Consider the following 23,361-nt stretch of genomic DNA (forward strand, 5'->3'; position numbering starts at 1 on the left):
AAGGGCGAATCGGACGTCCGAGTTGTCGCCCACTAGGCCCTTTTGTCCAACGCACTCACCCTTCAGGCTGTAATGATGGCGCTGGGAATAGATGTCTACAGTCGCTTTCAAACCGTTACTGATTGGCAAGCCGTCAAGAACCACGGAGTGACGTTCGCGTTCGTCAAGCTCACCGATGGGGGTGGCCTGCCGAATGGCGGCCGGAACACCGGTGACGCGCTGGTGGCCGGAGCGAGATCCGTGGGGATCCCGGTAGGCGGCTACCACTTCGCCCAGGCGAGTCCGTCACCCGAAGCGCAGGCCGACGTCTTCATCGCCGAAGTCCGGCGCCTCGGCGCGAACGGCTGCGTCCCGATGCTCGACCTCGAAGACAACGCGGCGAGCTCAGGCAAGCCGAACATCCCGGACAGCCGCAAGCGGGATTACTCGATCAGGTTCTGCAACCGCGTCGCCGGGCATGGGTTCCGTCCCGGCATCTATATGAACAACGCGCACGCCAGGATGCTGCGGCCGGACCGGTTCGGCGTACCGGACCTGGTGATCTGGATCGCGCGCTACGGCGCCAAACCCGACGCCGCCGCGGGCCGCTACGACGTGCACCAGTACTCCGACGCCGGCCAGGTCCCCGGTATCCGCGCGAGCAGTGTCGACCTCAACGAGTCCTACACGAACGCCCATTTGACCGGCGGCGGCGCCGGCCCGACGCGGAAGGCGACGACAGAACTCATGGAACGCAGGACAATTCCGGCGAGCCCGTCCACCACGTCCGTGCGGCTGCTGCTCTCCGGCAGCGAGACGGCCGCGATCATCGTCCGGCCGCGTATCGACGGCGACGGCGTCACCGACGCACCCGTGTGGCAGGGCAACATCTACGCCTGGGGCAGCGACAAGGTCGGCGTCGGCGGAAATCCCTTGAAGACACCCGGATTCAACCCGAAGACGGTCTCGCACCGGCGGTACGCCCTGCCGGGTGCGGTGTGGGTCGACTTCGAGTACAGCTCGAACATAGACTTCGAGATCGACGTCGTGGGCTGAGTTCTCGACGGTCCGTGAAGGCCTCTTTTACTACCCTCAGAGTAGGGGAGGCTTTCACGAGAACAGCCGATCGGGGATCTTTCGTCGGCGCTCCTCGCCGAGATCACCCGCCTCGAACGCTCCCGTAACTACCTCTGGACCGGCTCGACTCGGACCGCGCTACGCCTGTGGCGAGAATTCACCGCCGATCCGTACCGGCGGCTCAGAGTCGGAGGTCAGCGGCCAGGAGCCGCGTCCCGGATGGCGTCCACGATGAACTGGTATCCCGTGCACCGGCACAGGTTCCCCGAGATCCCCTGCCGGATCTCGGCATCCGTCGGGTCCGGGTTGTCCTTCAGCAACTCCACCGCCGTCGCCAGCATGCCGGGTGTGCAGAAGCCGCATTGCAGGCCGTGGTGCCGCCGGAACGACTCCTGCAGTGGATGCAGCTCGCCATCCGTGGCCAGCCCCTCGATGGTGACGACCTCCGCGCCGTCCACCTGGACGGCCAGCAGGCAGCACGAGCGTGCGCTCGCGCCGTCGAGGGTGACGGTGCACGAGCCGCAGACGCCGTGTTCGCAGCCGACGTGCACTCCGGTGAACCCCAAGTCGTGGCGCAGGAAGTCGGCCAGCGTCCGTCGTGGTTCGCAGTCCGCGCGGTAGGTCCGCCCGTTCACCGTCAGGGTCACCGTGATCATGCGCCCTCCTTCGCTCGCGTGATCGCCCGCCGCGTGAGGACCGCGGCCATTTCACGCCGATAGCCTGCCGGGGCGTGGACGTCGCCGGGTGGATCCGTCGCGGCGGCGGCCAGCTGTGCCGCGTCGGCGATCGCGCTGGATGTCAGGGTGCCGCCGACGAGCGACTCTTCGGCGGCGGTGGCCCGGATCGGCGTGGGGCCGGCACCCGCGATGGCGATCCGCGCGGTTTCGCAGACGCCGCCGGACACCGTCACGACGGCGAAGACGGCGACCAGTGCGAGATCCCGGCTTCGGCGGCTCAGCTCCTCGACCGCGTAGCCGCCGCGGCATCGCGGCACCGAGATCCGGGTCAGCAGCTCGCCGGGGCCGAGCACTGTCCGATGTGGACCGAGGAAGAAGTCCCGCGCCGCGACGACCCGCTTACCGGCGGGGCCGCGGACGCCGAACTCGGCGTCCAGCGCGAGCATCACCGAGGGCAGTTCCGCGGCCGGGTCGGCGTGCGCGAGACTGCCGCCGACCGTGCCGCGGTTCCGGATCGCCACCTGCCCCACGTATCCGAGCGCTTCGGCGAGCAGTGGCACTTCGGAGCGGACGACTTCGGACGTCTCGACGACGCGGTGCGTGGTGAGCGCGCCGATCTCGATCCGCCCGTTCTCCTCGCGCAGGAACGAAAGTTCGCCGACGCGGTTGATGTCGACCACCAGCGACGGCCGTGCCTGACGCAGGTTCAGCAGCGGCACCAGACTTTGTCCGCCCGCCAGCACTCGCGAGCCAGGTGTGCCCAGTGCTTCGACGGCCTCATCGAGCGACGAAGCCCGGAGATACGAAAACGGCGCGGCCTTCATCGGCGTGCTCCCCGCTTCATCGCGGCCAGCAGCCGGGGCGGCGTGATCGGCAGCGAGGTGATGTCGACACCGTACTCCCTCAGCGCGTCTTCGACGGCGTGCGCGATCGCGGCGCCACCGCCGATCACGCCCGCTTCACCCATTCCCTTGAAACCACCGGGAATGTGGTCGGCGGGAGTCGTCATATGCGACACGGAGAACGGCGGGATCTCGGTCGCGGCCGGCAGCAGGTATCCGGTGAACGACGTGGTCTCCATCCGCCCGTCGGCGCCGTAGACCAGCTCCTCGTACAGCGCGCCACCGATCGCCTGCGCCGCGCCGCCGTGCAACTGGCCGTCCACGATCATCGGGTTGATCACCGTGCCGCAGTCGTGCGCGATCAGGTAATCCAGCAGCGTCACCACGCCGGTCTCCTGGTCGACTTCGGCGAGCACGGCGGTGCAGCCGAACGACGTCGCGACGTTGACGGGGTCGTACACCTCGCGTTCCTCCAGCGTCGGCGTCTCGTCTTCGGGCCACACGCCGTTCAGCCGCCGGTACGCCGCATCGCCGATCGCGGCCAGCGTGACCTCCTTGCCCGGCACGCCCTTCACCGAGACGACACCGTCCTCAAGGGACAGATCGTCGGGCGAGACCTCCAGGATATGGCCCGCCACCCGCAGGATTTTCGCCCGCAGCCGGGTCGACGCGTTCAGCACCGCCGCGCCGCCGACGGCCGCCCCGCGACTCGCCGCCGTGCCGTAGCCGGTGTACGGGCAGCTGTCGGTGTCCCCGGACAGCACGGTGACGTGGCCGAGCGGGACGCCGAGCGTCTGCGCGGCTACCTGCGCGAGGGTCGTGTGGATACCCTGACCGATCGCGGACAGTCCCGTGTGGACGGTGACGTGCCCGGTGGAATCGACGCGCACGACCTCCTCGTCGAAGCCGGAATGCCCGAGCCCGGAGAGGTTGATGACCCGGCTCGGCCCGAATCCGGTCAGTTCGTTGTGGAACGAGTATCCGATGCCGACGCCGTTTCCGCGGCGCTCCGCCCAGCCCGCGTCTTTGACTGCCTTCAGGCAAAGATCGAGGCAGTCTTCGTAGCGGCCGCTGTCGTAGACGAACACCGGGCTCTGATACGGAAACGCTTCGGGTGGGACGAAGTTCTTGCGCCGCACCGCATGGGCGTCGATGCCGAGGCGTTTCGCCAGTTGTTCCACCAGATACTCATGGACGAAGTTCGCCTTCGGCATGCCATAACCGCGAAACGACCCGTACGGCGACCGGTTCGTCATCACGGCGACGAGGTTCAGTTCGACGTTCGGGATGTTGTATGGCCCGGTCAGTGACGCCGTCGTCGTCCAGCACGGGCTCGCGCCGACAGTGCCGAGCACGCCGCCGAGGACACCGTAGACCGTGGCGCGGAGCCCGGTGATCGTCCCGTCGTCCTTGGCGGCTAGTTCGACGTCGATCTTCTGTTCGCGCGAGTGCGAGGTCGCGACGAAGCTCTCCGCGCGATCCTCGATGAGCTTCACCGGTTTCCCGGTGCGCCGCGAGAGGATCGCCGCGACGACCTCTTCACCGTAGAAGTCGAACTTGTTCCCGAAGCCGCCGCCGACGTCGGGGGTGCGCACCCGGATCTGGTTCATCGAGAGCCCGAAGACCTCACCGAACAGTTCCCGCGCGAGGTTGGGTGCCTGCGTCGCGAGCCAGACGTCGAGCCGGTCGGTGAACGGATCCCAGGTCGCGACCACGCCGCGGGTCTCGATCGGCGTGCCCATCTGGCGCGCGAACCGGAACGACTCGGTGAGTACGACGTCGGCCTCGGCGAACGCGGTGGTCACGTCACCCATTGGGATTGTCGTGGTGCCGGCGATATTGCTCGGCCAGTCGTCGTAGAGCTTCGGCGCGCCGTCCGCGAGTGCTTGTTCCAGCGTGCTGACGACCGGAAGTTCCTCGTACTCGACGTCGATCAGTTCCAGCGCGTCTTCGGCGGTCGCGCGGTCCTTCGCCGCGACAGCCGCGACACCCTGCCCTGGATAGAGCACCTTGCCGACGGCCAGCGCGTAGTGCTCGGACGCCTGCGTGCCGGTCAGGTTCGACCAGATCACCGGCTGCGGCGCCTTCACGATCGCGCGTACGTCCTCGCCGGTGACGACGGCGAACACGCCGGGATGCGCGTTCGCGGCGGTGACGTCCACGCGCACTATCCGCGCGTGTGGCAGCGGACTGCGGAGGACGGCGGCCTCCAGCAGCCCCGGCGGCCGGACGTCGTCGATGAACCGCGCCCGGCCGGTGAGCAGGCGGACGTCTTCCTGGCGGGTCACGCGCGCGCCGATCAGCCCCATGGCTTCACACTTCCGTATCGGCGGCCGGCGCGCATCGTGCACATGGGTCACCACTACTGGGCGACGATCTCACGCAACGCGGCCACGTGACCGCGATAGGCCGCGCGGCGATGTCCCCAAAGTGGCATTGGGGACGCTCAACGTCCCCAATGCCACATTGGGGACATCGCGTTTGGTCCCGAGGGGCCCGTCAGGCGGCCCCGGCGCTCATCCCGGCCCGGTCCGCCTCCGGAAGCCACTGCCGTTCCGCGTCGAACGGCTGATACCCGGCGCGCACGTGCTCGATCAGCAGCGGCAGCGCGGGGTGCCGGTTCTCGTGCCGCCACAGCAGCGAGAACGGGTACACCGGGGTCGGCTCGACCAGCGGGATCTGGACGACGTCCGGATGCCAGGGCACGTGCATCTTCGCGCCGACGAAACCCAGCCGGTCCTTCGACTCACTGAGTACGTCGACGTGGTGGTTGAGCCCGAAGTTCGGCCCCGTGGTGTCGATGAGGACGCCGAAGGCCGGGCACAGTTCCTGCCAGAAATCCGCCCACTCGCTCGCCCGCGCGGTGTACGGCATCCAGGCGGTCAGGCCGGCGAGTTCCGCCATCTCGACCCGCCGTCGCCGCGCGAGGGGGTGCCGTCGGCTGATCAGCAGATGCGCGGGTTCCAGGTACGCGGGTACACGGGCGATCGCTGGGCCGGACACGGTGCTGGCGCGGGCGAAGGCGGCATCGACGGATTCGGGCGGCATCGGCTGCCGTTCCGCGCCGAGGCCGGGCGTGACGAGTTCCAGTTCGACGTCGTGATCGGCGTGAAACGCCCGGATCAGCTCCATGGTCGCCAGCCGGGTGCCGAGGACGTCGACACGCAACGGGCGGCGCCTGCCGTGCAGGCGTTCGACGGCCTGGTCCGCCAGGCTGATCAAGGCACGCGCGTGGTTGAGGAACTCCGCGCCGTCCTCCGTCGGCTCGGCCCCGCCACGTGTCCGCGAAAGCAGCCGTACGCCGAGATCCGCTTCCAGTTTCGCGATCCGCTTCGAGATCGCCTGCTGGCTCACCTCCAGCCGGATCGCCGCCTCGCCGAAGTACCGGTCTTCGGCAACGGCGACGAACGCGCGCACCGCGCCGAGATCGAGCTCCATCTGTCCTCCCGTTACAACTGGCGGTTGTCGGCTGCCGCGTGTCGCTTGTTGGACAACGCCCGCCTGCCTTGGGTCCAATCGCCGCGTCGAACCGGAATCGTACAACTGTGGGGAGTGGCCGGTGGACTCCTTCGTGCACCTGCACGTGCATACCGAATACTCGATGCTCGACGGCGCGGCCAAGATCGCACCGCTGTTCGCCGAGGCCGAGCGGCTCGGCATGCCCGCTGTCGGCATGACCGACCACGGGAACATGTACGGCGCAGACGAGTTCTACCGGCAGTCCGTCCAGGCCGGGCTCAAACCGGTGATCGGCATCGAGGCCTATCTCGCGCCGGAGTCCCGTTTCCACAAGAAGCCGGTGTTCTGGGGGCAGCGCGGCGCCGGCGGCGACGTTTCCGGCGGTGGTGCCTACACCCATATGACCATGCTCGCGGAGAACGCGACCGGGTTGCGCAATCTCTTCCGGCTGTCCTCTTCGGCCAGCCTGGAAGGCTACTACCGTAAGCCCCGGATGGACCGCGAACTGCTCGCCCGGTACCACGAAGGCATCATCGCCACCACCGGTTGCCCGTCCGGCGAGGTGCAGACCCGGCTCCGGCTCGGCCAGCCGGAGGAGGCGATCCGGGCCGCCTCGGACTACCGCGACATCTTCGGCGCGGACGACTTCTTCCTGGAGCTCATGGACCACGGGCTGCCGATCGAGCGGTCCGTACGGGACGGACTGCTGGACATCGGCCACAAGCTCGGGTTGAAACCCTTGGCCACCAACGATTCGCATTACGTCACCCGGGGGCAGGCGTCCGCGCATTCCGCGCTGCTGTGCGTCCAGTCCGGCAAGACCCTCGACGATCCGAACCGGTTCAAATTCGACGGCGACGGCTACTTTCTCAAGTCCGCGGCGGAGATGCGCCGGTATTGGGACGCCGAAGTCCCGGGTGCGGCGGATTCCACGTTGCTCGTCGCCGAGCGGATCGAGTCCTACGACGACGTCTACCGGCACCGTGACCGAATGCCGGTCTTCGGTGTCCCGAAAGGACACAGCGAAGCTTCCTGGCTGCGGGAGGAAGTCATAGACGGCCTTCGTCGTCGCCTGCCGGACGGCGTCCCGGACGCCTACGTCGAGCGCGCCGATTTCGAGATCGGTGTGATCACCGAAAAGGGCTTCCCCGCTTACTTCCTGATCACCGCGGACCTGATGAACCACGCGCGCCGCGTCGGCATCCGGGTCGGGCCCGGCCGGGGTTCGGCGGCGGGCTCGCTGGTCGCCTACGCGCTCGGCATCACCAACCTGGACCCGATCGACCTCGGCCTGCTCTTCGAACGGTTCTTGAACCCAGAGCGGGTTTCCATGCCGGACATCGACATGGACTTCGACGACCGGCGACGTGGTGAGATGATCCGTTACGCCACCGAGAAGTACGGCGCCGAGCATGTCGCGCAGGTGATCACCTTCGGCACCATCAAGACCAAGGCGGCCATCAAGGATTCCGCGAGAGTCCACTATGGACAAAGTGGGTACGCGATCGCGGACAGGATCTCCAAGGCGCTGCCGCCACCGGTCGCGGCGAAGGACATCCCGCTCGCCGGAATCGTCGAACCGGAGCACGAGCGGTACGCCGAAGCGGCGGAAGTCCGCGCGCTGCTGGAAGGCGACGGCGAAGCGGCCAAGATCTTCGAAACCGCCCGCGGTCTCGAAGGACTGATCCGCAACGCCGGGGTGCATGCCTGCGCGGTCATCATGTCGAGTGAACCGCTCCTCGACGCGATCCCGTTGTGGCGCCGGGACGACGGCGCGATCATCACCGGCTGGGACTATCCGTCGTGCGAGGCCATCGGCTTGCTGAAGATGGATTTCCTCGGCTTGCGCAACCTCACCGTCATCGGCGACGCGCTGGACAACATCAAGGCCAACCGCGGTGAGGACATCGACCTCGACAGCCTCGGCGTCGAAGATCCGGCGACCTACGAACTGCTCGCCCGCGGTGACAGCCTCGGCGTCTTCCAGCTCGACGGCGGCGCGATGCGCGATCTTCTGCGCCGGATGCGGCCCACCGGATTCGGCGACATCATCGCGGTCAACGCGCTGTACCGGCCCGGCCCCATCGCGATGAACACGCACAACAACTACGCGGACCGCAAGAACCGCAGGCAGCCGATCGAGTCGATCCATCCGGAACTCGCCGAGCCGCTGCGTGAGATCCTGGCCGAGACCCACGGCCTGATCGTGTACCAGGAACAGATCATGCGGATTGCCCGTGACGTCGCCGGTTATTCGATGGGCCGCGCCGACGTGTTGCGCAAGGCGATGGGCAAGAAGAAGAAAGAGGTACTGGAAAGGGAGTTCGAGGGTTTCCGGGACGGCATGCTCGCCAACGGGTTCTCCCGGCAGGCCGTGCGGGCGCTCTGGGACGCGATCCTCCCGTTCGCCGGGTACGCGTTCAACAAGTCCCACGCCGCGGGCTACGGCCTTGTCGGCTATTGGACCGCGTATCTGAAGGCGAATTATCCCGCCGAATACATGGCCGGATTGCTGACTTCGGTGGGGGACAACAAGGACAAGTCGGCGGTCTATCTGTCGGAATGCCGACGGCTGGGGATCAAGGTGCTGCCGCCGGACGTCAACGAATCAGGACTGCGGTTCTCGGCGGTGGGTGACGCGATCCGGTTCGGGCTGGGCGCGGTGCGCAACGTCGGCGCGAACGTCGTCGATTCGATCATCACGACCCGGCGGGAAAAGGGGAATTACACGTCATTCGCGGATTTCCTCGGCAAGTCGGAGCTGGTGGCCTGCAACAAACGCCTCATTGATTCGCTGGCCAAGGCCGGCGCGTTCGATTCACTCGGGCACACGCGGCTCTCGATCTTCCAGGTGAACGAGGACGCCGTCGACGCCGTGGTGCCGCTGAAACGCAAGCAGGCCATGGGGCAGTTCGATTTGTTCGGCTCCGGCGAGACCGTCGACGACACCGCGTCCCCGCTCGCGCACCTCAAGTTCGGCGTCGAGGAATGGCCGCGCAAGGAACTGCTCGCTCACGAACGGGAAATGCTCGGCCTTTACGTCTCCGCGCATCCACTCGACGGCGCGGAACGGATTCTGCGCAAGCACGCGCCCCGGCCGATCGCGGCGATTCTCGACAATCCGCCAAGGGAAGGGGAACTGGTCGTCGCTGGGCTCATCACCGCGCTGGAGCGGCGGGTGAACAAGAAGGGCGAGCCGTGGGCGATCTGCACGATTGAGGATTCCGACGCCGCACTCGAAGTGCTGTTCTTTCCCAAGGCCTACGCGCTTTTCGTGGCGGAGCTGGCCGAGGACAACGCCGTCCGCGTCAGCGGCCGGGTCAACTGGCGGGAGGACAAGATGTCCGTATTCGGCGGCGGCCTGGTGTCGCTCGACCTCTCCACGGCGGGCGACGGGGAACCACCCTTGCTGCTGCACGCCACCTCGGAGAAACTGACCGAGAACGCCGTCCTCGAACTGAAGCAGGCTTTGCTGGCGCACAAGGGAGAAACCCCGGTCCGGGTGAAGCTCGGTGGATCGGTTTACGCACTCGACGACTATCCGGTCACCGTCTCCTCGATGCTGTTGGGGGAGTTGAAGTCCATTCCCGGCATCACGCCCCGCTGACGCGCAGCAACCTGAGCTGGCCGATCTCGGAAGCGTTCTTCATCAGCTCGGAGTTCACCCAGGCGATAGTGTGGGCGAAGGTCAGCCCGGCTTCCTTCGCCCACGGGTAGGCCGAATCGGTGTCCAGTTCGGCGTCGGTCAAGCGATCGAGGACGGCCAGCCATTCTTCGCGAAGGCCGCGCAACCACTCGACAGCGGACTCCCCGTCGCCTGGCCAGGTGACGTCCTCGCGCTCGCGCGGAGTCCGCTGATTCGCGTGGTCCAGGGTGACGCTCCACCACCAGCCGATATGCCAGGTGAGCCAGGCGATCGTGGGGACGGGAACGGGATCCGGCTCGGTGCCGGCCCAATCCGCCGACCAGACGCCGCCGTCCTCACGCACCGTCCAGCAGAGATCCGAAGGCTCCCAAAGGAAGTCGCCGGGCTTCAGCCGGTCGAGGTGGTACTCGAACAACGACCAGGTCAGGTCGAACTGCCAGCGCGACAGTCCGGAACGCGATACGGGCACCTGGTGAATCTTCCCCGCGCGTCCTAATTGTCCGCAACCGGATTACGGCGGGAAGTGGACACCGTGACCGGTTGTGCGTAGCGTCGGCTTCATGCACCGGCAAGCCGTCGAGGTTTCGTTGGACGGCGAGTTCACCTACGCCGCGCACAGTGCGGCGATCGAACGGGCCCGCGCGTCGGCGGCGACCTTGATGGGGGTGCCGTCGCGCGACGTCGCCTTCGTGAAGAACACCAGCACCGGCCTCGGTTTCGTCGCGAACGGGCTGGACTGGGCGCCGGGCGATCGCGTGGTCATCCCGGATTTCGAGTTCACCTCGACGTTGTATCCGTGGCTCGCGCTCGCCGACCGCGGCGTGGTGGTGGACCGCGTGCGCCCGGATGGCCCGGGTGGGCGGCTCACCACAGAGGCCTTCGCCGAGACCATCGCCGCCGGTCCGCCGCCCAAACTCGTCGTCACCAGCTGGGTCGGAGTTCGGCCGGGGCTGGCGCGTGGATCTCGCCGCGCTGAGCCGGGTGTGCCGGGAAGCAGGCGCGTTGTTCTGCGTCGACGTCATCCAGGGGCTCGGCGCGATCCCGGCCCGGCTGGCGGAATGGGGTGTCGACTTCGCGATGGCCGACGGGCACAAATGGCTGCTGGGTCCGCAAGGCTGCGGCGTGCTGTATGTGCGGGAGTCTCGTTTGGACTTGCTGCGGCCGTTGGAGCCGGGCTGGAATTCGGTCGCCCACCGGGAAGAGTGGGACAACCTGGACTACACGACGGTCTCGGCGACCGGATCTGCGACGGCTTCACCGAGATCGGCGCGACGGTCTTGACCGATCGCGAGGCGGGGCACCGCTCGGGAATCGTGTCCGTGCACGTGACCGGACCGCCGATCCCGTTGCTCGCGGAACAACTCAAGGCACGGGGGATCGCGTGCTCGGCGCGTTCGGGAGGATTGCGGATCTCACCGCATGGCTACACCACCGAAGCGGAAATCGATCGCCTGATCGCCGCGGTGAAGGAACTCGCTTGACCTCGCTGCCAGAGTGAATCTTCGTGGTGAACCATGACAACGACAGAAACGAACTCCTCCGGCTTGCCGGGCTGGCGACGCCGATGGCGCTGCGGGTCGCGGTGACCCTCGGCCTGCCGGACCGGTTGTCCGGCGACGGCGTCGCGGCCGAAGACCTGGCGGCGGAACTCGGCCAATCCCCGCTCGCCCTCGATTTGCTGCTGGGGCACCTCGCGACCCTCGGCGTCGTCGAACGGACTTCCAGCGGCTACCGCACCACTGAGTACGGCGCGAACCTCCGGGCGGACGCCGGAAACGGCCTTGCCGGTCTTCTGGACATGAAGGCCGCCGGTGGGCGGGGTGAACTCGCGTTCATCGAACTCGCGCACACCATCGCCACCGGTCAGGCGGGGTATGTCCGTCGCTACGGGCAGGACTTCTGGACCGATCTCGCCGAGCACCCCGCGCTGCGGGAGTCCTTCGACCGGCAGATGACCCAGCGGTTCCGCGATCAGATCCCGGGACTCGTCGCCGGGTTCGACTGGGCCCGCTTCGGCACCGTCGTCGACGTCGGCGGTGGTCACGGCAGGCTGCTGGCCGCGATCCTGACGGCCAACCCCTCGATGCGCGGCCATCTCGTCGACCTCGCGCCCACCGCGGCCGGCGCCGAGGAGGCCTTCCGCGCGCAGCACCTCGAAGACCGGACCGAGGTGACCGGCGGCAGCTTCTTCGAGGCGCTCCCGGCAGGCGCGGACGCCTATCTGCTGTCCGACATCCTCCACGACTGGGACGACGAGAACGCCCACCGCATCTTGGCCCGCTGCGTCGAGGCGGCTCGCCCCGGAGGCCGCGTCCTGCTCATCGAGGCCGTCGGCGGTCTTGGCGCGCAAACCGAGTGGGATCTGGTGATGCTCGTGCTCTACGGCGGCCGCGAAAGGCGTCTCGACGAGCTTCGCGACCTCGCCGCGGCGCACAGTCTGATCCTCGACTCGGTCACCACGCTGACCGAGCAACGCAGCCTCCTGGAATTTCGACTCCAAAATATTCCTTGACAAGAATATTCTCTGCGATGAATACTTCTGGACATGGAGCAGATCGCAGCAGCACTGGGAGACGGAGCGCGGTGGCGCATCGTCGAACTCCTCGCCGAGCGGCCTCGTTCCGTCGGTGAGCTCGCCGAGCTGACCGGCCTGCGGCAGCCGCAGACCACCAAGCACCTCCAGACTCTCGGCCGCGTAGGGCTCGTGACGGTCTTCCCGCTCGGGCAGCGTCGCGTCTACGCGGTCGAGGCGGCGCCACTGAGGGACCTCGTAAGCAGGCTTGGGGAACTCATCGGGACGATCGAGGCGAGCGAGGGCGAGCGGGATGTCCTCACGCGCTTCCGGTCCGCGATCGACGCGGACGCGGCGGCCGCGGACAAGGACCGGTGGGCGGACGGACGCGCGTTTTCGTTCGACCGCCTGCTGGCCGCGCCGCCGGACGTCGTCTGGCGGCATTGGATCGAGCCGGACCTGCTCGCGTCCTGGTGGGCGCCGCCGTCGATGACCGTCACCGACTGCGCCATCGAACCGTGGACGGGCGGCCGCGTCGTCCTCGACTATCGCGACGCCGAGGGACGGTACCGCTCCGCGGGAAAGGTCCACGCCGCGAAGGAACTCGAGCACCTCGAGTTCGATCTCTCGGTACTGGACGCCAAGGGGCAGACGTTCTTCACCGGTCACTACGACTTGAAATTCACCGAGGCGCCGGACGGGACCCGGCTCCGGCTCGACCTGCGCATCACCGAAACCACCGTCGAGGCCGTCCCCTTCATCGCCGGGATCGAAACCGGCTGGGGCCAGGTGCTCGACAAACTCGCCACCCGATTCACCACTGACGAAAAGGAATGACCGACATGACGAACTCGACCGGCCGCAAGGTCACCGCGAACATCAGCCTCTCCCTCGACGGCCACTACAGCGGCCCCGGCGGCCCCGGCGACATGGGCGCGATCGTCTCCTACGCCACCACCGACGTCGCCCGCGGTCACCTCGCCCGCATCCACGAGAGCGCGACGACCGCGCTGCTCGGCAGACTGAACGCCGAGGGATTCCTGGGCTTCTGGCCGATGGTCGCCGGCGACGAGAACGCCGACCCGCGTGACCGCGCCTACGCCAAGTGGCTGGTGGACGCGGAAAAGGTGGTCCTTTCCACCACGCTGACCGAGGCACCGTGGGACCGCGCCCGCGTGGTGAACGCCTCCGCCGCCGAGGTCGTCGCCGACCTCAAGGCGAGCGGCGAGGGCGACATCCTGGTCAACAGCAGCGCGAGCGTCATCAAGGCACTGCTCGCCGACGATCTGATCGACCGGCTGTACCTGATGATCTGCCCCGAGATCACCGGCGGCGGACAGAGGCTGTTCGTCGACGGCCTGCCTGCGTCGAAGTGGAAGCTGACCTATCAGGAGGTCGGCGAACTGGGGGAGATGGCCGTGGTCTATGACCGCCTGCGCTGATCCGCCGGCTGCTCCGGCGCCGCCCTGCCCGCTCCAAGTACATGAAGGCCTCCTTCCTTGCGCTAGGCGCAGTGAAGGGGGCCTTCATGTACTTGGGGAAGGTGGCCGTACTTAAGTATGATTCAATCTAAGTAAGATTCGATCATACTTAGATGAGGTCAGAGTTATGGTGAGTTTCCAGGGGCGCACGAACGACCTCGCACTGCTGGACAGGCAGCTGCGGGTAGTCCGCGACAAAGTCGCGACCACCTCTGGACAGGCTGTGATCGTCACCGGCCGCCGTCGGGTCGGGAAGTCTCGGCTGGTCCAGGAGTTCTGTGACCGCTCGGGTGTGCCGTACGTGGTGTTCCAGGCCTCCCGCGGCCGCAACCCTGCCGCCGAGCGCGCCGACTTCACCGCTTCGCTCGCCCAGTCCGCTTTGCCTGGCGCTGATCTTGTCGCGGCCGCGGCAGGCACCGATTGGAACCAGGCATTGCGCGCACTGGCGATCGCTGTTCCCGAGCACGAACCGAGCATCGTCGTCCTCGACGAGGTGCCCTGGCTAGTCGAGCAGGACAGCGAGTTCGAAGGCGCCCTGCAGACCGTCTGGGACCGCTATCTATCGGCCAAACCTGTGCTTTTGCTGCTTGTCGGCAGCGATCTGTCGATGATGGAGTCTCTTCAGGAGTACGGCCGTCCGTTTCACGGCCGCGCCGCCCGCATGCTCGTCCGGCCTCTCGATCCTGGCGACGTGCAGGAGATGACGGCGCTCGACTCGGCTGAGGCGTTCGACGCTTTCTTGATCACCGGCGGTTTCCCCGAGATCATCCAACGCTGGAAACCGGGCACCGGCCGGGAAGCGTTCCTGCATGACCAGCTCACGGATCCGCTGTCGCCCTTGCTGATGGCGGGTGAACTGTCCCTGCTCGGTGAATTCCCTGAGTCGTCGCACAGTCGCTCGGCTTTGGAGGCGATCGGTACCGGTGAGCGGACATTCGGCACGATCGCCAACCGGATCGGCGCCGGTGATCCGATTCCGTCGGGCACGCTCGCACCCATCTTGAACACCCTGGTGACCAAGCGCATCATCGCCGTCGACACGCCTCTTGCCACCCGGCCCGACACGAGGAACAAGCGCTACCGCATCGAGGATCCGTACCTGCGGTTCTGGCTCGCCTTTCTGCGACGCGGTATCGCCGAGGTCGAACGCGGTCGCGGCGACCTGGTCGCCGCGCGGATCGAACGATCATGGACTTCCTGGCGTGGTCGCGCCGTCGAGCCGGTCATCCGCACCGGTCTCGCGCGACTGCTGCCTGACGACCGGCTGCCCGGCGCGGAGGTCGTCGGCGGTTGGTGGAATCGGCAGAACAATCCGGAGATCGATCTGGTCGGAGCCGACCGTGATCACCCCGCGGCGACCCATATCGCGTTCACCGGCTCCATCAAATGGCTGGAAACCGAGCCTTTCGGCAGACGTGAACTGGAAAGCCTGCTGGCCGGATCCATGTCGGTCCCCGGACGTGACTACACCACTCCGCTGGTCGCAGTCTCCCGTAGCGGCTTCGAAGAGGGCCTTCCGCTGGCCGCGACCTTTGGTCCCGATGACCTCATCGGGGCCTGGCGGCGCTGAGGGCGGACTACTGGGTGGGCCCGGAGAGACTCGAACTCTCACTGGCACGGACCTAAACCGTGTGCCTCTGCCAATTGGGCTACGGGCCCCAGTACCGCCCCGAAATCGTAGCGTGCGACACGATCGGCGTTTCTCGGCGTGGCCGGTGCCACCGATGGGGGTGACGTCCTCTAACGTGGGGCGCCAGCGGTTCGAGGCGGTTTTCCCGCCGAGAATCCGTCGAGACGTACGTTGCGGCGAGGAGGACACGTGGCTCGCGATCCGGAGACCATCGAGCGTGAGATCGAGCAGGCCAGGAACGCGCTGGTCGCCACGCTCGACCAGCTGGGCACGAAGGCGAACCCCGCGAAGCTGGTGGATTCCGCGAAGTCCGGCCTGCGCGCGAAGCTGGACGAGCCCAAGGTGAAGTACCCGCTCATCGGCGGGGCGGTGCTGATCGGCGTCCTGCTGATCCGCAAGCTCCTGAAGTAAGCCTCAGGAGGGTTGGGCGGCCTTGGCCGGCTCGGCCTTCTCCTCGGGCGCCTTCGCCTCGTCGACGGCCTTCGGAAGCTCCTTGCCCTGGGGCACCGGGGGCTTGGCCGCGATCTTCTCCTTGGCCTTGCCGTTCGCCGGGGGAGGAACCTCGAGCGGTTCGATCTCCGGAAGCGTCAGCCTCGCCGTCATGTAGGCGGCGGTGAAGTCCAGCGCACTGCCGTTGAGCAGGTGCACCACCGTCGACCGTTTCGGCGGGGACAGCTTTTCGACCAGCTGGTCGGCCCGGTCCCTGGCCGCGATGATGCCCGGCGCTCGACCGGTCAGTTCCTTACCGGAGCCGCTGACCGTGACCTTCCAATCGTCGTCCTCCTGGACGTACGACGCGGTGATCGGTTCGGTCATCCGCCTCACCCCTCTCCTCGCGAGCATGCGTCACTCTGTGGACTTAGCCACGCCGCCGCCATGACGCCACTTTTGGGTGGTGGCGCCCCCTCTTGGCGGAGATCGTGAAGGTCCATCAGAGTTTCTACAGTGTCATCGATACAGTAGGACAACTCTGTGTCACAAGACACTGGCGTCAATGTGCACTGAGTGACGACCGAATGGCCTAATGCACGCGCATCTTCACAGTCGTTTCAGCGGGCCTTCGCGGAGAGGCCTGACCAGAGGATGTCCATCGCGTATCCGGTGGCCATTTCGGGGCTGACGTCCTCGTGCCGCTCGCACCAGATCGCGAGCCGTTCGCAAGCGCCGACCACGAACTCCGCGGACGCCTCGGCGCGCGGGTCGTCACCCGAGTCGAAGTGGTCGCTCATCAACGCCGCGATCAGATCGGTCTGCTGGCGCCGGATCTGCTCGATCTCGTCGGCGGCGGGCGTGCCGATGAGCGCCATCTCGTGCCGGAGCAGTGACCAGGCCTGCCGCCGCTCCAGGATGAAGACGAAGAAGGCGAGCAGCCCGCGGCGGAGGGCTTCTTCGGCGGTTTCGGCGCCGACGGTCGCCCGTTCGGTGACCTCGCGCAGTGCCGCCCGCGTCTGCTGGATGCAGGCCAGCAGCAGTCCCTCTTTCGAGTTGAAGTACTCGTAGAGCATCGGCTTGGACACCCCGACGCGTTCGGCGATCTCGTCCATGGACGCCGCGCTGTAGCCACGTTCGGAGAAGGCTTCTTCGGCGATCTCGATCATCTGCCGCATCCGCTCCGCGCGGGGCACGCGTTTGCGCTTCGCCGTCGTCACCACAACACTCTACCGAAGGTAACCTACTTCAAGTAAGGTGAACTCCCGGTAACAGGTAATACGAGTGAGAGGCCGGAGTCATGGGCAACCGCACCGAGACCGGGGTCGTCATCGTCGGGACCGGCTTCTCCGGTCTGGGCATGGCCATCCAGCTGCGGAAAGAGGGCCGCGAGGACTTCGTCATCCTGGAGAAGGCCGACGACGTCGGCGGAACCTGGCGGGACAACACCTATCCCGGCTGCGCCTGCGACATCCCCTCGCATATGTACTCGTTCTCGTTCGAACAGAACCCCGGCTGGTCCCGGGCGTACTCGCCGCAGCCGGAGATCTGGCGCTACATGCGTGACGTCGCCGCGAAGTACGACCTTCACCGCTTCATCCGCTTCGGCCAGGAGATGACCGGCGCCCGCTGGGACGCCGACGAGAACCGCTGGCACGTCGCGTCGAAGCCGGGTGAGGAGTTCGTCGCGCCCGCGCTGGTCGCCGGGGTCGGTGCACTGCACCTGCCGCAGATCCCGGAACTGCCGGGCATCGAGCGGTTCAAGGGCCGGGCGTTCCACTCCGCGCGGTGGGAGCACGATTACGACCTCACCGGCAAACGCGTTGCCGTGGTCGGCACCGGAGCGAGCGCGATCCAGTTCGTCCCGCAGATCGCGAAGGACGTCGCCGAGCTGACGCTCTTCCAGCGGACGCCGCCGTGGATCATGCCGAAGCCGGACCGCGAAATACCGGCGGCGCTGCGGAAGGCGTTCGGTTCGGTGCCGCTGCTGCAGCGCGCGTTCCGCAACGTCCTCTACTGGGGGCTTGAAGCCCGCGCTATCGGCTTCAACGGGCAGCCGTGGGTGATGAAGATCGGCCAGCGCATCGCGAAACGCAACATCACCAAGAGCGTCAAGGATGCCGAATTGCGCCGGAAGCTGACGCCGGATTACACCATGGGCTGCAAGCGGGTCCTGGTCTCCAACGACTACTACCCGGCGGTCGCGCGGGACAACGTCGACGTCGTCACCGCCGGCGTCACCGAGGTCCGGGAGCACAGCGTCGTCGACGGTGACGGCGTCGAACACGAGGTCGACGTGATCATCTACGGCACCGGATTCCACGTCACCGACGCCTTCGACGATTTGGAGATCCTCGGCCGGGACGGGCGCAACCTCGGCAAGGAGTGGTCGGCCGAGGGGATGCGGACGTACCAGGGCATCACGGTGTCCGGCTTCCCGAACCTGTTCTTCCTGCTCGGCCCGAACACCGGGCTGGGGCACAACTCCGTGGTGTTCATGATCGAAGCGCAGATTTCCTACGTCGCGCGGGCGCTGAAGCTCGCGCGTGGCAAGGCACTCGATCCGCGGCCGGAGGCGCAAGAGCGGTTCAACGTCGACATCCAGCGCAAACTCGCCAAGGGCATCTGGACCCAGGGAGGCTGCAAAAGCTGGTATCTGGACGCGAAGGGCGTCAACCGGACGATCTGGCCGGGCTTCACCTGGCGGTATTGGCTGGACACGCGCAAGGTCCGGCGTGAGGACTACGACCTTCTCGGCTGAGCCGGGACAGGTGTGAAGAAGAAGGTCCGTGAAAGCCAGGATGGGGGCATGGCCTTCACGGACCTGGGGGCGCCGCGCTCATGAGGGGTTGAGCCGGCGAAGCCTTCCGATGAGATCGACGGTGGGGACGCCGCAGAGTTCGGCCATCCGTTCCAACGCCGCGAAGTCGAGGTGGACCTCGGCGGACCCGGCGTCGCCCGACTGTTTGAGCCGGTCGTCCGCCCAGCGCCGCAGCGGGAACAGTTCGTCCTGGTCGTCCTTGATCACCGCACGCAGGTCGATCCGGACCCGGCCCGGTTCGTCCACGAACACCCGGCGGTGCACCTTGGCCAGCAGATCCTGTGGCAGCTCGTCCATCGCGAGGCACAGTTCGACCAGCCGCACCACGGAACAGTGCCGGGTGCCCAGTTCGTAGGTCGCCAGCGTCTGGAGCGAAATCTCGCTCTGCAGATGCTGATTCAGTTCCTTGCGTGTCCAGCCACGTTTGCGGCGGAGCTTGCGGAGCTCGTCTCCGAGTATCCGCTGATAGCTCTCAGCGTCGATCAGCACTCCCCATCCCCTGCCTTGCCACGTGCTCCCACCGCTCACCCCATATGACTAAAAGCGGGACGAGCGCACTCACGTGAATGAAAGTCGGCAAGGCGGCCGCCATTACGCGGTTTCGGGGGTGGTTTTCCTACCGATTTTGACCTGTTGGGCCGAATGGGTTAACCGCGGCTACGCGGCGAGGGCGTCAATTGACGCAGGGCACGCCTTCGGCGGTGATCGGCTGCTCGTCGGACTGCTCGGGCGGCGGGGCGGAGGCCGAGCTCCCGGCGGCGTTCTGCGAGAAACCGGAACTCTGCGCGCCGTTCGCCGCCTTGAAATCCGAGCCGAGGAAGACCATCACATGGCCGGCGTCGACGCTCTTGTCCTCTTGGACGGTCGGGCTGCCGCCGAGTTCGTCGGCGACCGCCTGGCCCGCTTCCTTTCCGCCCTTGGCGACCCAGACGACCGTCTTCTTGCGCGAGGTCGCGTTGGCCGTGTCACCGGCGGTGAAGCCCTTGTCGACGAGCTGCTTCAGCACCGTCGAGGCCAGTCCGTCCTTGCCGGAGGAGTTGCGGACGTCCACCGTCGTCCCCTTGTTGGGTGACTCGGCCGGCGGCGGCGCCTGCTCACCGGGCTGCGGGCCCGCGAGCCCCTGGACGAAGTCCTTGACCTGCTTCGGGTCGACCTGGATGGCGACGCCGTCGTCCGGGGTCTTGTACTCGATGTTGACGATCGGGATCGTCCGGAACTCGAGCTGGCCGCCGGTCAGGCCCTTCATCTGCTGCGCGAAGCCGAAGATGTCCCAGTTCTGGTTGAGCACGACCGACTTCTTGATGGCCGTGATCAGGTCGTTCAGCCTGCCCGGGTTCGTGAGGGTGCCCGCCGAGAGCACCTTCCGCGCCATCCCGGCCATGAACACCTGCTGGCGGACGACCCGGTCGAGGTCGCCGCGCGGCAGTCCGTGGCGCTGCCGGACGAAGCCGAGTGCCTCGACGCCGGAGATGGTGTGCCGGCCCTTGGAGAACTTCGCGCCGGAGAACTGGTCGTTGACGTCGTCGTTGAGGCAGACGTCGACCCCGCCGATGGCCTGCGTGATCTCGCTGAAGCCGAGCAGGTTGATGGCGGCGTAGTTGTCGATGGTCGAGCCGGTCAGCTTCTCGACCGTCTTGATCAGCGTCTTCGCCCCGGCCTCGTTGGCCTTTTGGTCGAGTTCCTTCGCGTCGGAAACGCCGTTTTCCTGCAGCTTCTTGCGCTCGTCGAGCATGGCGCGGGCATAGGCGGAGTTGATCTTGTGCCTGCCGAAGCCGCCGGGGATGTCGACGTAGGAGTCGCGCGGCAGCGAGATCGCGACGGCCTTCGAGCCGTCGTTCGGGATGTGCACGAAGATCAGCGAGTCGGTGTTCAGTTCGCCGTCGGCCTGCCCGGCGCGAAGCTGCGCGAGGACTTCCTTGGACAGCGGGTTGCCCTGCGCGTCCGTGCGGCTGTCGAGCCCGACGAGCAGGATGTCGCGGGCGCCGTCGGCGGGCTTGTCGCCCTCGTCGGTGCCGATGCCGACGTTCGCGAAGGTGAGGCCGTCCATCGCTGCCCACGCGTAGCCGGTCAGGCCCATGATCAGCAGCGAGACGATGCCCAGCGCGACTTTCGGCCCGCGGAACGACCTTCGCGGGGCACGCCTCGGCGGCGGCCCGGCGGCCTGGCGGGCGGGCGCGGGACGGGCTCCCCGTGGTGGCGGTGACTGGCGGGAAGGAGCGCGTCCGGGCGCGTCCTGCCTAGGCCGGGCGGGACGTCGGTCCCCTTGCCCATTCCGAGGCGGGTACTCCACGCGGTCTGCTCCTTTTCGTCGTCCTTTGACAGCCTTCTCAAGGGACGCATGGTGCCCGTTGAGGGTTGTCGCAGGATTACACATCCCCCTCAAGTTGTGGCACGCACCACCGGTTTCCTCTCAATAGTACGGAGAACGCCTGGTCAGCGCCGGATGGATCACGGCAGGACGCGCCGGGTCGCACGGGCCGGGACCAGCGTGGCCGCCGCCGCGAGCATCGCGACGACGATCGTCGCGACCGGAAGCGCGACCGAGGCGGCGCTCACGTGCTTGCCGTCGAGCGCACTCATCATCAGCGGGGGTGCGCACGCGACCGCGCAGACCAGCCAGGTGCCCGTCATCCGGCTCGTGCCGTTGCGCACGGTGTGCAGGAGGTACACCCCGAGCAACAGGTTGACCAGGTTCTGGACCGGGCCGAGCCGGAGTCCGAGCAGATCCGCGTCGGCCGAGGCCCCGCCGAACCGGGTCAGCGCCAACCCGAACACGCCGAGCATCGCGTAGGCCATGCCGACCGTCGCCGCGGCCCGGCAGAAGACCGCGGCACGCAGCCCCGGCTCGTCGACCGTCCGCTGCTGGGGTCCCGAATGACGTTCGAACCACCAGAAGACCAGCACCGAGGGAACGGCGAGCAGCGCGAGCGCCAGCAGGACACGAGGCCTCGCCAGCCAGCTGATGCCATCCACCAGCGGGGCAGGCAGGTAGACGACCGCCACGAGCAGCAGCATCGCGGAAAGAAACGCGAGGTAGAGGCTCATCGGCGCACGCAGGACGAGCCTGGCGGTGGCGGCGACCGCCGGGCGCACGCCGAGCCGGGCCAGCGGCCGCGCGAGCAGGCCGAGGAGGGCGAGCTGCACCAGGCCGAGCAGGAGCACCCCCCACGGCGGACCCGAAAGCGCGGCCGGGGCGCCGGGGCCGCCGAGCAGCATCGGTCCCTCGCCGAGAACGGCGACCGCGATCCCCAGCCCGGCGGCACCGGTGAACGCCGTCGCGAGGAGGACGCCGCGGGGCGGGCGGACTCCGTCGGCGTGGGCGAACGCGAGCTGCTGGACGAACAGCGCGAGGAACAGCGTCTCCGCGTAGCGCGGGATCGCGGAACCCGACCATTGCGCGGCGACCTCGCTCGCCAGGGTCAGGGCCAGCAGCCCGGCGGCCGAGGCGATCCGCGTCCGGCGGTACAGCGCCAGCAGCGCCGGCGCCAGTACGACTGTCAGCAGGAAGACACCGAGCAGCCAGAGCGGATGCAGTGCGATCCGCATGACGGTGGCGTTCGTGCCCGCCGGGATCCCCAGCACTTCCAGCGCGAGCGGGACGACCAGCGCGACGACGGCGAAGATCAGCGCCGGGCGCAGCAACGGACTGGCGCGGTCGGCGAGATACTGCGGATAACGGCCGCCGGACGCGCGGACCGATCGCCAGCCCGCGTCGTTGATCCGGCCGACCGCGAAGAAAATCAGTGGGCAGAGCTGGGCGAGCCAGGTGAACGGCCACAGCGACCGCTCCGGCGCTCCGGCCCAATGTGCGAGCGCGACCGCGGACTCGCCGAGCAGCATCAGCACCACCCCGGCGACGCCGAGCAGCGCCCATCGGCCGACCGGGACGACCGGTCGCGGCTCGCGGGGGAGCGTGACGACGGTCCGGCGGGTGCGAACCCAGCCGCGGAGGCGGAACACCAGCAGCGCGCCGATCACCAGTACGCCGACGATCATCGGGCCGAGCGGGTCGCCGACCGGCGGTCCCCAGCGCTGATGCCAGGAGTTGAGCACCAGACCGGCGGTATAGAGGGAGGCGACGACCTCGCATGTGCCGCCGGAGTCCATCGGGTTGAGCACGCAGGTGTGATGCATGTCGGCCGAGAGCCGGTCGTCGAGCGTGGACCTGGCCTCCTGGCCGAGCGGATACCCCTTGCGCTCGGCGTAGCGGAGGATGTCGTAGCCCAGGTCGTGAGCTTTGCAGGGGACGGCGTAATCCCATTTGGTGTTGTCGTCACCCCAGGGCGCCGAGCAGCCGCCGTCGGTGTGGACGGCGCGCACCGTGCCGTCGCGTGCCGCCATCACGCCCGGGGTGATCCCGCTGACGGCGGTGAAGTCGGCGGGCAGCTTCGCGATGACGTCCTCGACCGGGCCCGGCGTGACCAAGGCGTCGACCGCGTTCTGGGCGGCGAAGATTTCACCCGTCGGTGGTCCCAGGTCCGGCGGCGACGCGGGCCGCGACGCGATCAGGCCGAAACCGAACACCAGCACCGTGACCAGCAACAACCAGCCCGAAGTCGACCATGGCCGCCGGACTCGGGAGGGTCGGCCGTCGGCTTCGGCTGTCGCTGGCATGGCGTCCAGGGTGCCACCCGCCGCTCGGGGCAGACATCCGGATAACCCCCCGGTTCACCCACCAGGTGACCCCAGGGCACTGACCTGGTGGGGCTCGTGAGTGATTTGGGTCGTTCTAACGAAGGGTGTTTAGGTATCTACGGCGGGTGAGCTGGGTAGTGGCCGGTCCTTGGAGGACTCCTTGAGGGACCCAG

18 protein-coding genes, 1 tRNA gene and 1 pseudogene are annotated in these 23,361 nt (G+C 67.5%); 9 read left to right on the top strand and 11 right to left on the bottom strand.

What is annotated here, in order from left to right:
• The first annotated feature begins 75 nt into the window (after positions 1-75).
• Positions 76-1,035 carry a glycoside hydrolase family 25 protein gene (locus AB0M65_RS24180; protein WP_364031522.1) on the top strand — a complete coding sequence of 320 codons (960 nt, stop codon included), beginning with the start codon at positions 76-78 and terminating at the stop codon, positions 1,033-1,035.
• A 215-nt stretch (positions 1,036-1,250) separates the two neighbouring features.
• On the opposite strand, the gene AB0M65_RS24185 is transcribed toward AB0M65_RS24180, so the two are convergent.
• The 4 genes from AB0M65_RS24185 to AB0M65_RS24200 form a co-directional block, all read right to left on the bottom strand.
• On the bottom strand, positions 1,251-1,712 hold the full coding sequence (locus AB0M65_RS24185; RefSeq protein WP_364031525.1) for a (2Fe-2S)-binding protein: 462 nt from the start codon (positions 1,710-1,712) through the stop codon (positions 1,251-1,253).
• Positions 1,709-2,557 (bottom strand): xanthine dehydrogenase family protein subunit M, encoded by an 849-nt coding sequence (locus tag AB0M65_RS24190; protein ID WP_364031528.1) that lies wholly within the window; start codon positions 2,555-2,557, stop codon positions 1,709-1,711. The genes AB0M65_RS24185 and AB0M65_RS24190 overlap by 4 nt, the downstream gene beginning before the upstream one ends.
• Positions 2,554-4,884 (bottom strand): xanthine dehydrogenase family protein molybdopterin-binding subunit, encoded by a 2,331-nt coding sequence (locus AB0M65_RS24195; RefSeq protein ID WP_364031530.1) that lies wholly within the window; start codon positions 4,882-4,884, stop codon positions 2,554-2,556. The genes AB0M65_RS24190 and AB0M65_RS24195 overlap by 4 nt, the downstream gene beginning before the upstream one ends.
• A 190-nt stretch (positions 4,885-5,074) precedes the next feature.
• Positions 5,075-6,013, bottom strand: a complete 939-nt coding sequence (locus tag AB0M65_RS24200; RefSeq protein WP_364031533.1) for a LysR family transcriptional regulator — start codon at positions 6,011-6,013, stop codon at positions 5,075-5,077.
• 121 nt (positions 6,014-6,134) lie between these two features.
• Here AB0M65_RS24200 and dnaE point away from each other — a divergent pair, with 121 nt between their 5' ends.
• Complete coding sequence (gene dnaE / locus AB0M65_RS24205) at positions 6,135-9,641, top strand: DNA polymerase III subunit alpha (protein WP_364031536.1); 3,507 nt, start codon at positions 6,135-6,137, stop codon at positions 9,639-9,641.
• On the opposite strand, the gene AB0M65_RS24210 is transcribed toward dnaE, so the two are convergent.
• Entirely contained in the window at positions 9,628-10,149 is a 522-nt protein-coding gene (locus AB0M65_RS24210; protein ID WP_364031539.1) for a DinB family protein, read from the bottom strand. The two genes, dnaE and AB0M65_RS24210, sit on opposite strands and share 14 nt — an antisense overlap.
• Before the next feature lie 97 nt (positions 10,150-10,246).
• Here AB0M65_RS24210 and AB0M65_RS24215 point away from each other — a divergent pair.
• From AB0M65_RS24215 to AB0M65_RS24235, 5 genes and pseudogenes are all read left to right on the top strand, one after another.
• A pseudogene (locus AB0M65_RS24215) lies at positions 10,247-11,161 on the top strand (aminotransferase class V-fold PLP-dependent enzyme); the annotation flags it as partial.
• Between the two features lie 23 nt (positions 11,162-11,184).
• Positions 11,185-12,192 (top strand): methyltransferase, encoded by a 1,008-nt coding sequence (locus AB0M65_RS24220; RefSeq protein ID WP_364031542.1) that lies wholly within the window; start codon positions 11,185-11,187, stop codon positions 12,190-12,192.
• 33 nt (positions 12,193-12,225) lie between these two features.
• On the top strand, positions 12,226-13,029 hold the full coding sequence (locus tag AB0M65_RS24225; RefSeq protein ID WP_364031545.1) for a metalloregulator ArsR/SmtB family transcription factor: 804 nt from the start codon (positions 12,226-12,228) through the stop codon (positions 13,027-13,029).
• 5 nt (positions 13,030-13,034) lie between these two features.
• Positions 13,035-13,634, top strand: coding sequence for a dihydrofolate reductase family protein (locus AB0M65_RS24230; protein ID WP_364031548.1), 600 nt, complete (start codon positions 13,035-13,037; stop codon positions 13,632-13,634).
• Between the two features lie 166 nt (positions 13,635-13,800).
• Positions 13,801-15,243 carry an ATP-binding protein gene (locus AB0M65_RS24235; RefSeq protein WP_364031551.1) on the top strand — a complete coding sequence of 481 codons (1,443 nt, stop codon included), beginning with the start codon at positions 13,801-13,803 and terminating at the stop codon, positions 15,241-15,243.
• Between the two features lie 15 nt (positions 15,244-15,258).
• On the opposite strand, the gene AB0M65_RS24240 is transcribed toward AB0M65_RS24235, so the two are convergent.
• A tRNA-Leu gene (locus AB0M65_RS24240) sits at positions 15,259-15,332 on the bottom strand.
• Positions 15,333-15,492: 160 nt separating this feature from the next.
• Here AB0M65_RS24240 and AB0M65_RS24245 point away from each other — a divergent pair.
• Complete coding sequence (locus AB0M65_RS24245; RefSeq protein WP_020631083.1) at positions 15,493-15,714, top strand: DUF3618 domain-containing protein; 222 nt, start codon at positions 15,493-15,495, stop codon at positions 15,712-15,714.
• A 3-nt stretch (positions 15,715-15,717) separates the two neighbouring features.
• Here AB0M65_RS24245 and AB0M65_RS24250 read toward each other — a convergent pair whose 3' ends face one another.
• Positions 15,718-16,119, bottom strand: coding sequence for a hypothetical protein (locus AB0M65_RS24250; protein WP_364031554.1), 402 nt, complete (start codon positions 16,117-16,119; stop codon positions 15,718-15,720).
• Positions 16,120-16,352: 233 nt separating this feature from the next.
• The gene (locus AB0M65_RS24255) at positions 16,353-16,910 is read right to left on the bottom strand and encodes a TetR/AcrR family transcriptional regulator (RefSeq protein ID WP_364031572.1); all 558 of its coding nucleotides are present in this window, start codon (positions 16,908-16,910) and stop codon (positions 16,353-16,355) included.
• 122 nt (positions 16,911-17,032) lie between these two features.
• Here AB0M65_RS24255 and AB0M65_RS24260 point away from each other — a divergent pair, with 122 nt between their 5' ends.
• Positions 17,033-18,493, top strand: coding sequence for an NAD(P)/FAD-dependent oxidoreductase (locus tag AB0M65_RS24260; protein ID WP_364031557.1), 1,461 nt, complete (start codon positions 17,033-17,035; stop codon positions 18,491-18,493).
• Between the two features lie 78 nt (positions 18,494-18,571).
• On the opposite strand, the gene AB0M65_RS24265 is transcribed toward AB0M65_RS24260, so the two are convergent.
• From AB0M65_RS24265 to AB0M65_RS24275, 3 genes are all read right to left on the bottom strand, one after another.
• Positions 18,572-19,042, bottom strand: a complete 471-nt coding sequence (locus AB0M65_RS24265) for a helix-turn-helix transcriptional regulator (RefSeq protein WP_364031560.1) — start codon at positions 19,040-19,042, stop codon at positions 18,572-18,574.
• Between the two features lie 184 nt (positions 19,043-19,226).
• Positions 19,227-20,630, bottom strand: a complete 1,404-nt coding sequence (locus AB0M65_RS24270; RefSeq protein ID WP_364031575.1) for an LCP family protein — start codon at positions 20,628-20,630, stop codon at positions 19,227-19,229.
• A 371-nt stretch (positions 20,631-21,001) separates the two neighbouring features.
• On the bottom strand, positions 21,002-23,167 hold the full coding sequence (locus AB0M65_RS24275) for a phospholipase A2 (protein ID WP_364031563.1): 2,166 nt from the start codon (positions 23,165-23,167) through the stop codon (positions 21,002-21,004).
• Positions 23,168-23,361 lie beyond the last annotated feature (194 nt).

The sequence above is a fragment of the Amycolatopsis sp. NPDC051071 genome (assembly GCF_040682875.1).
Lineage (GTDB): Bacteria > Actinomycetota > Actinomycetes > Mycobacteriales > Pseudonocardiaceae > Amycolatopsis.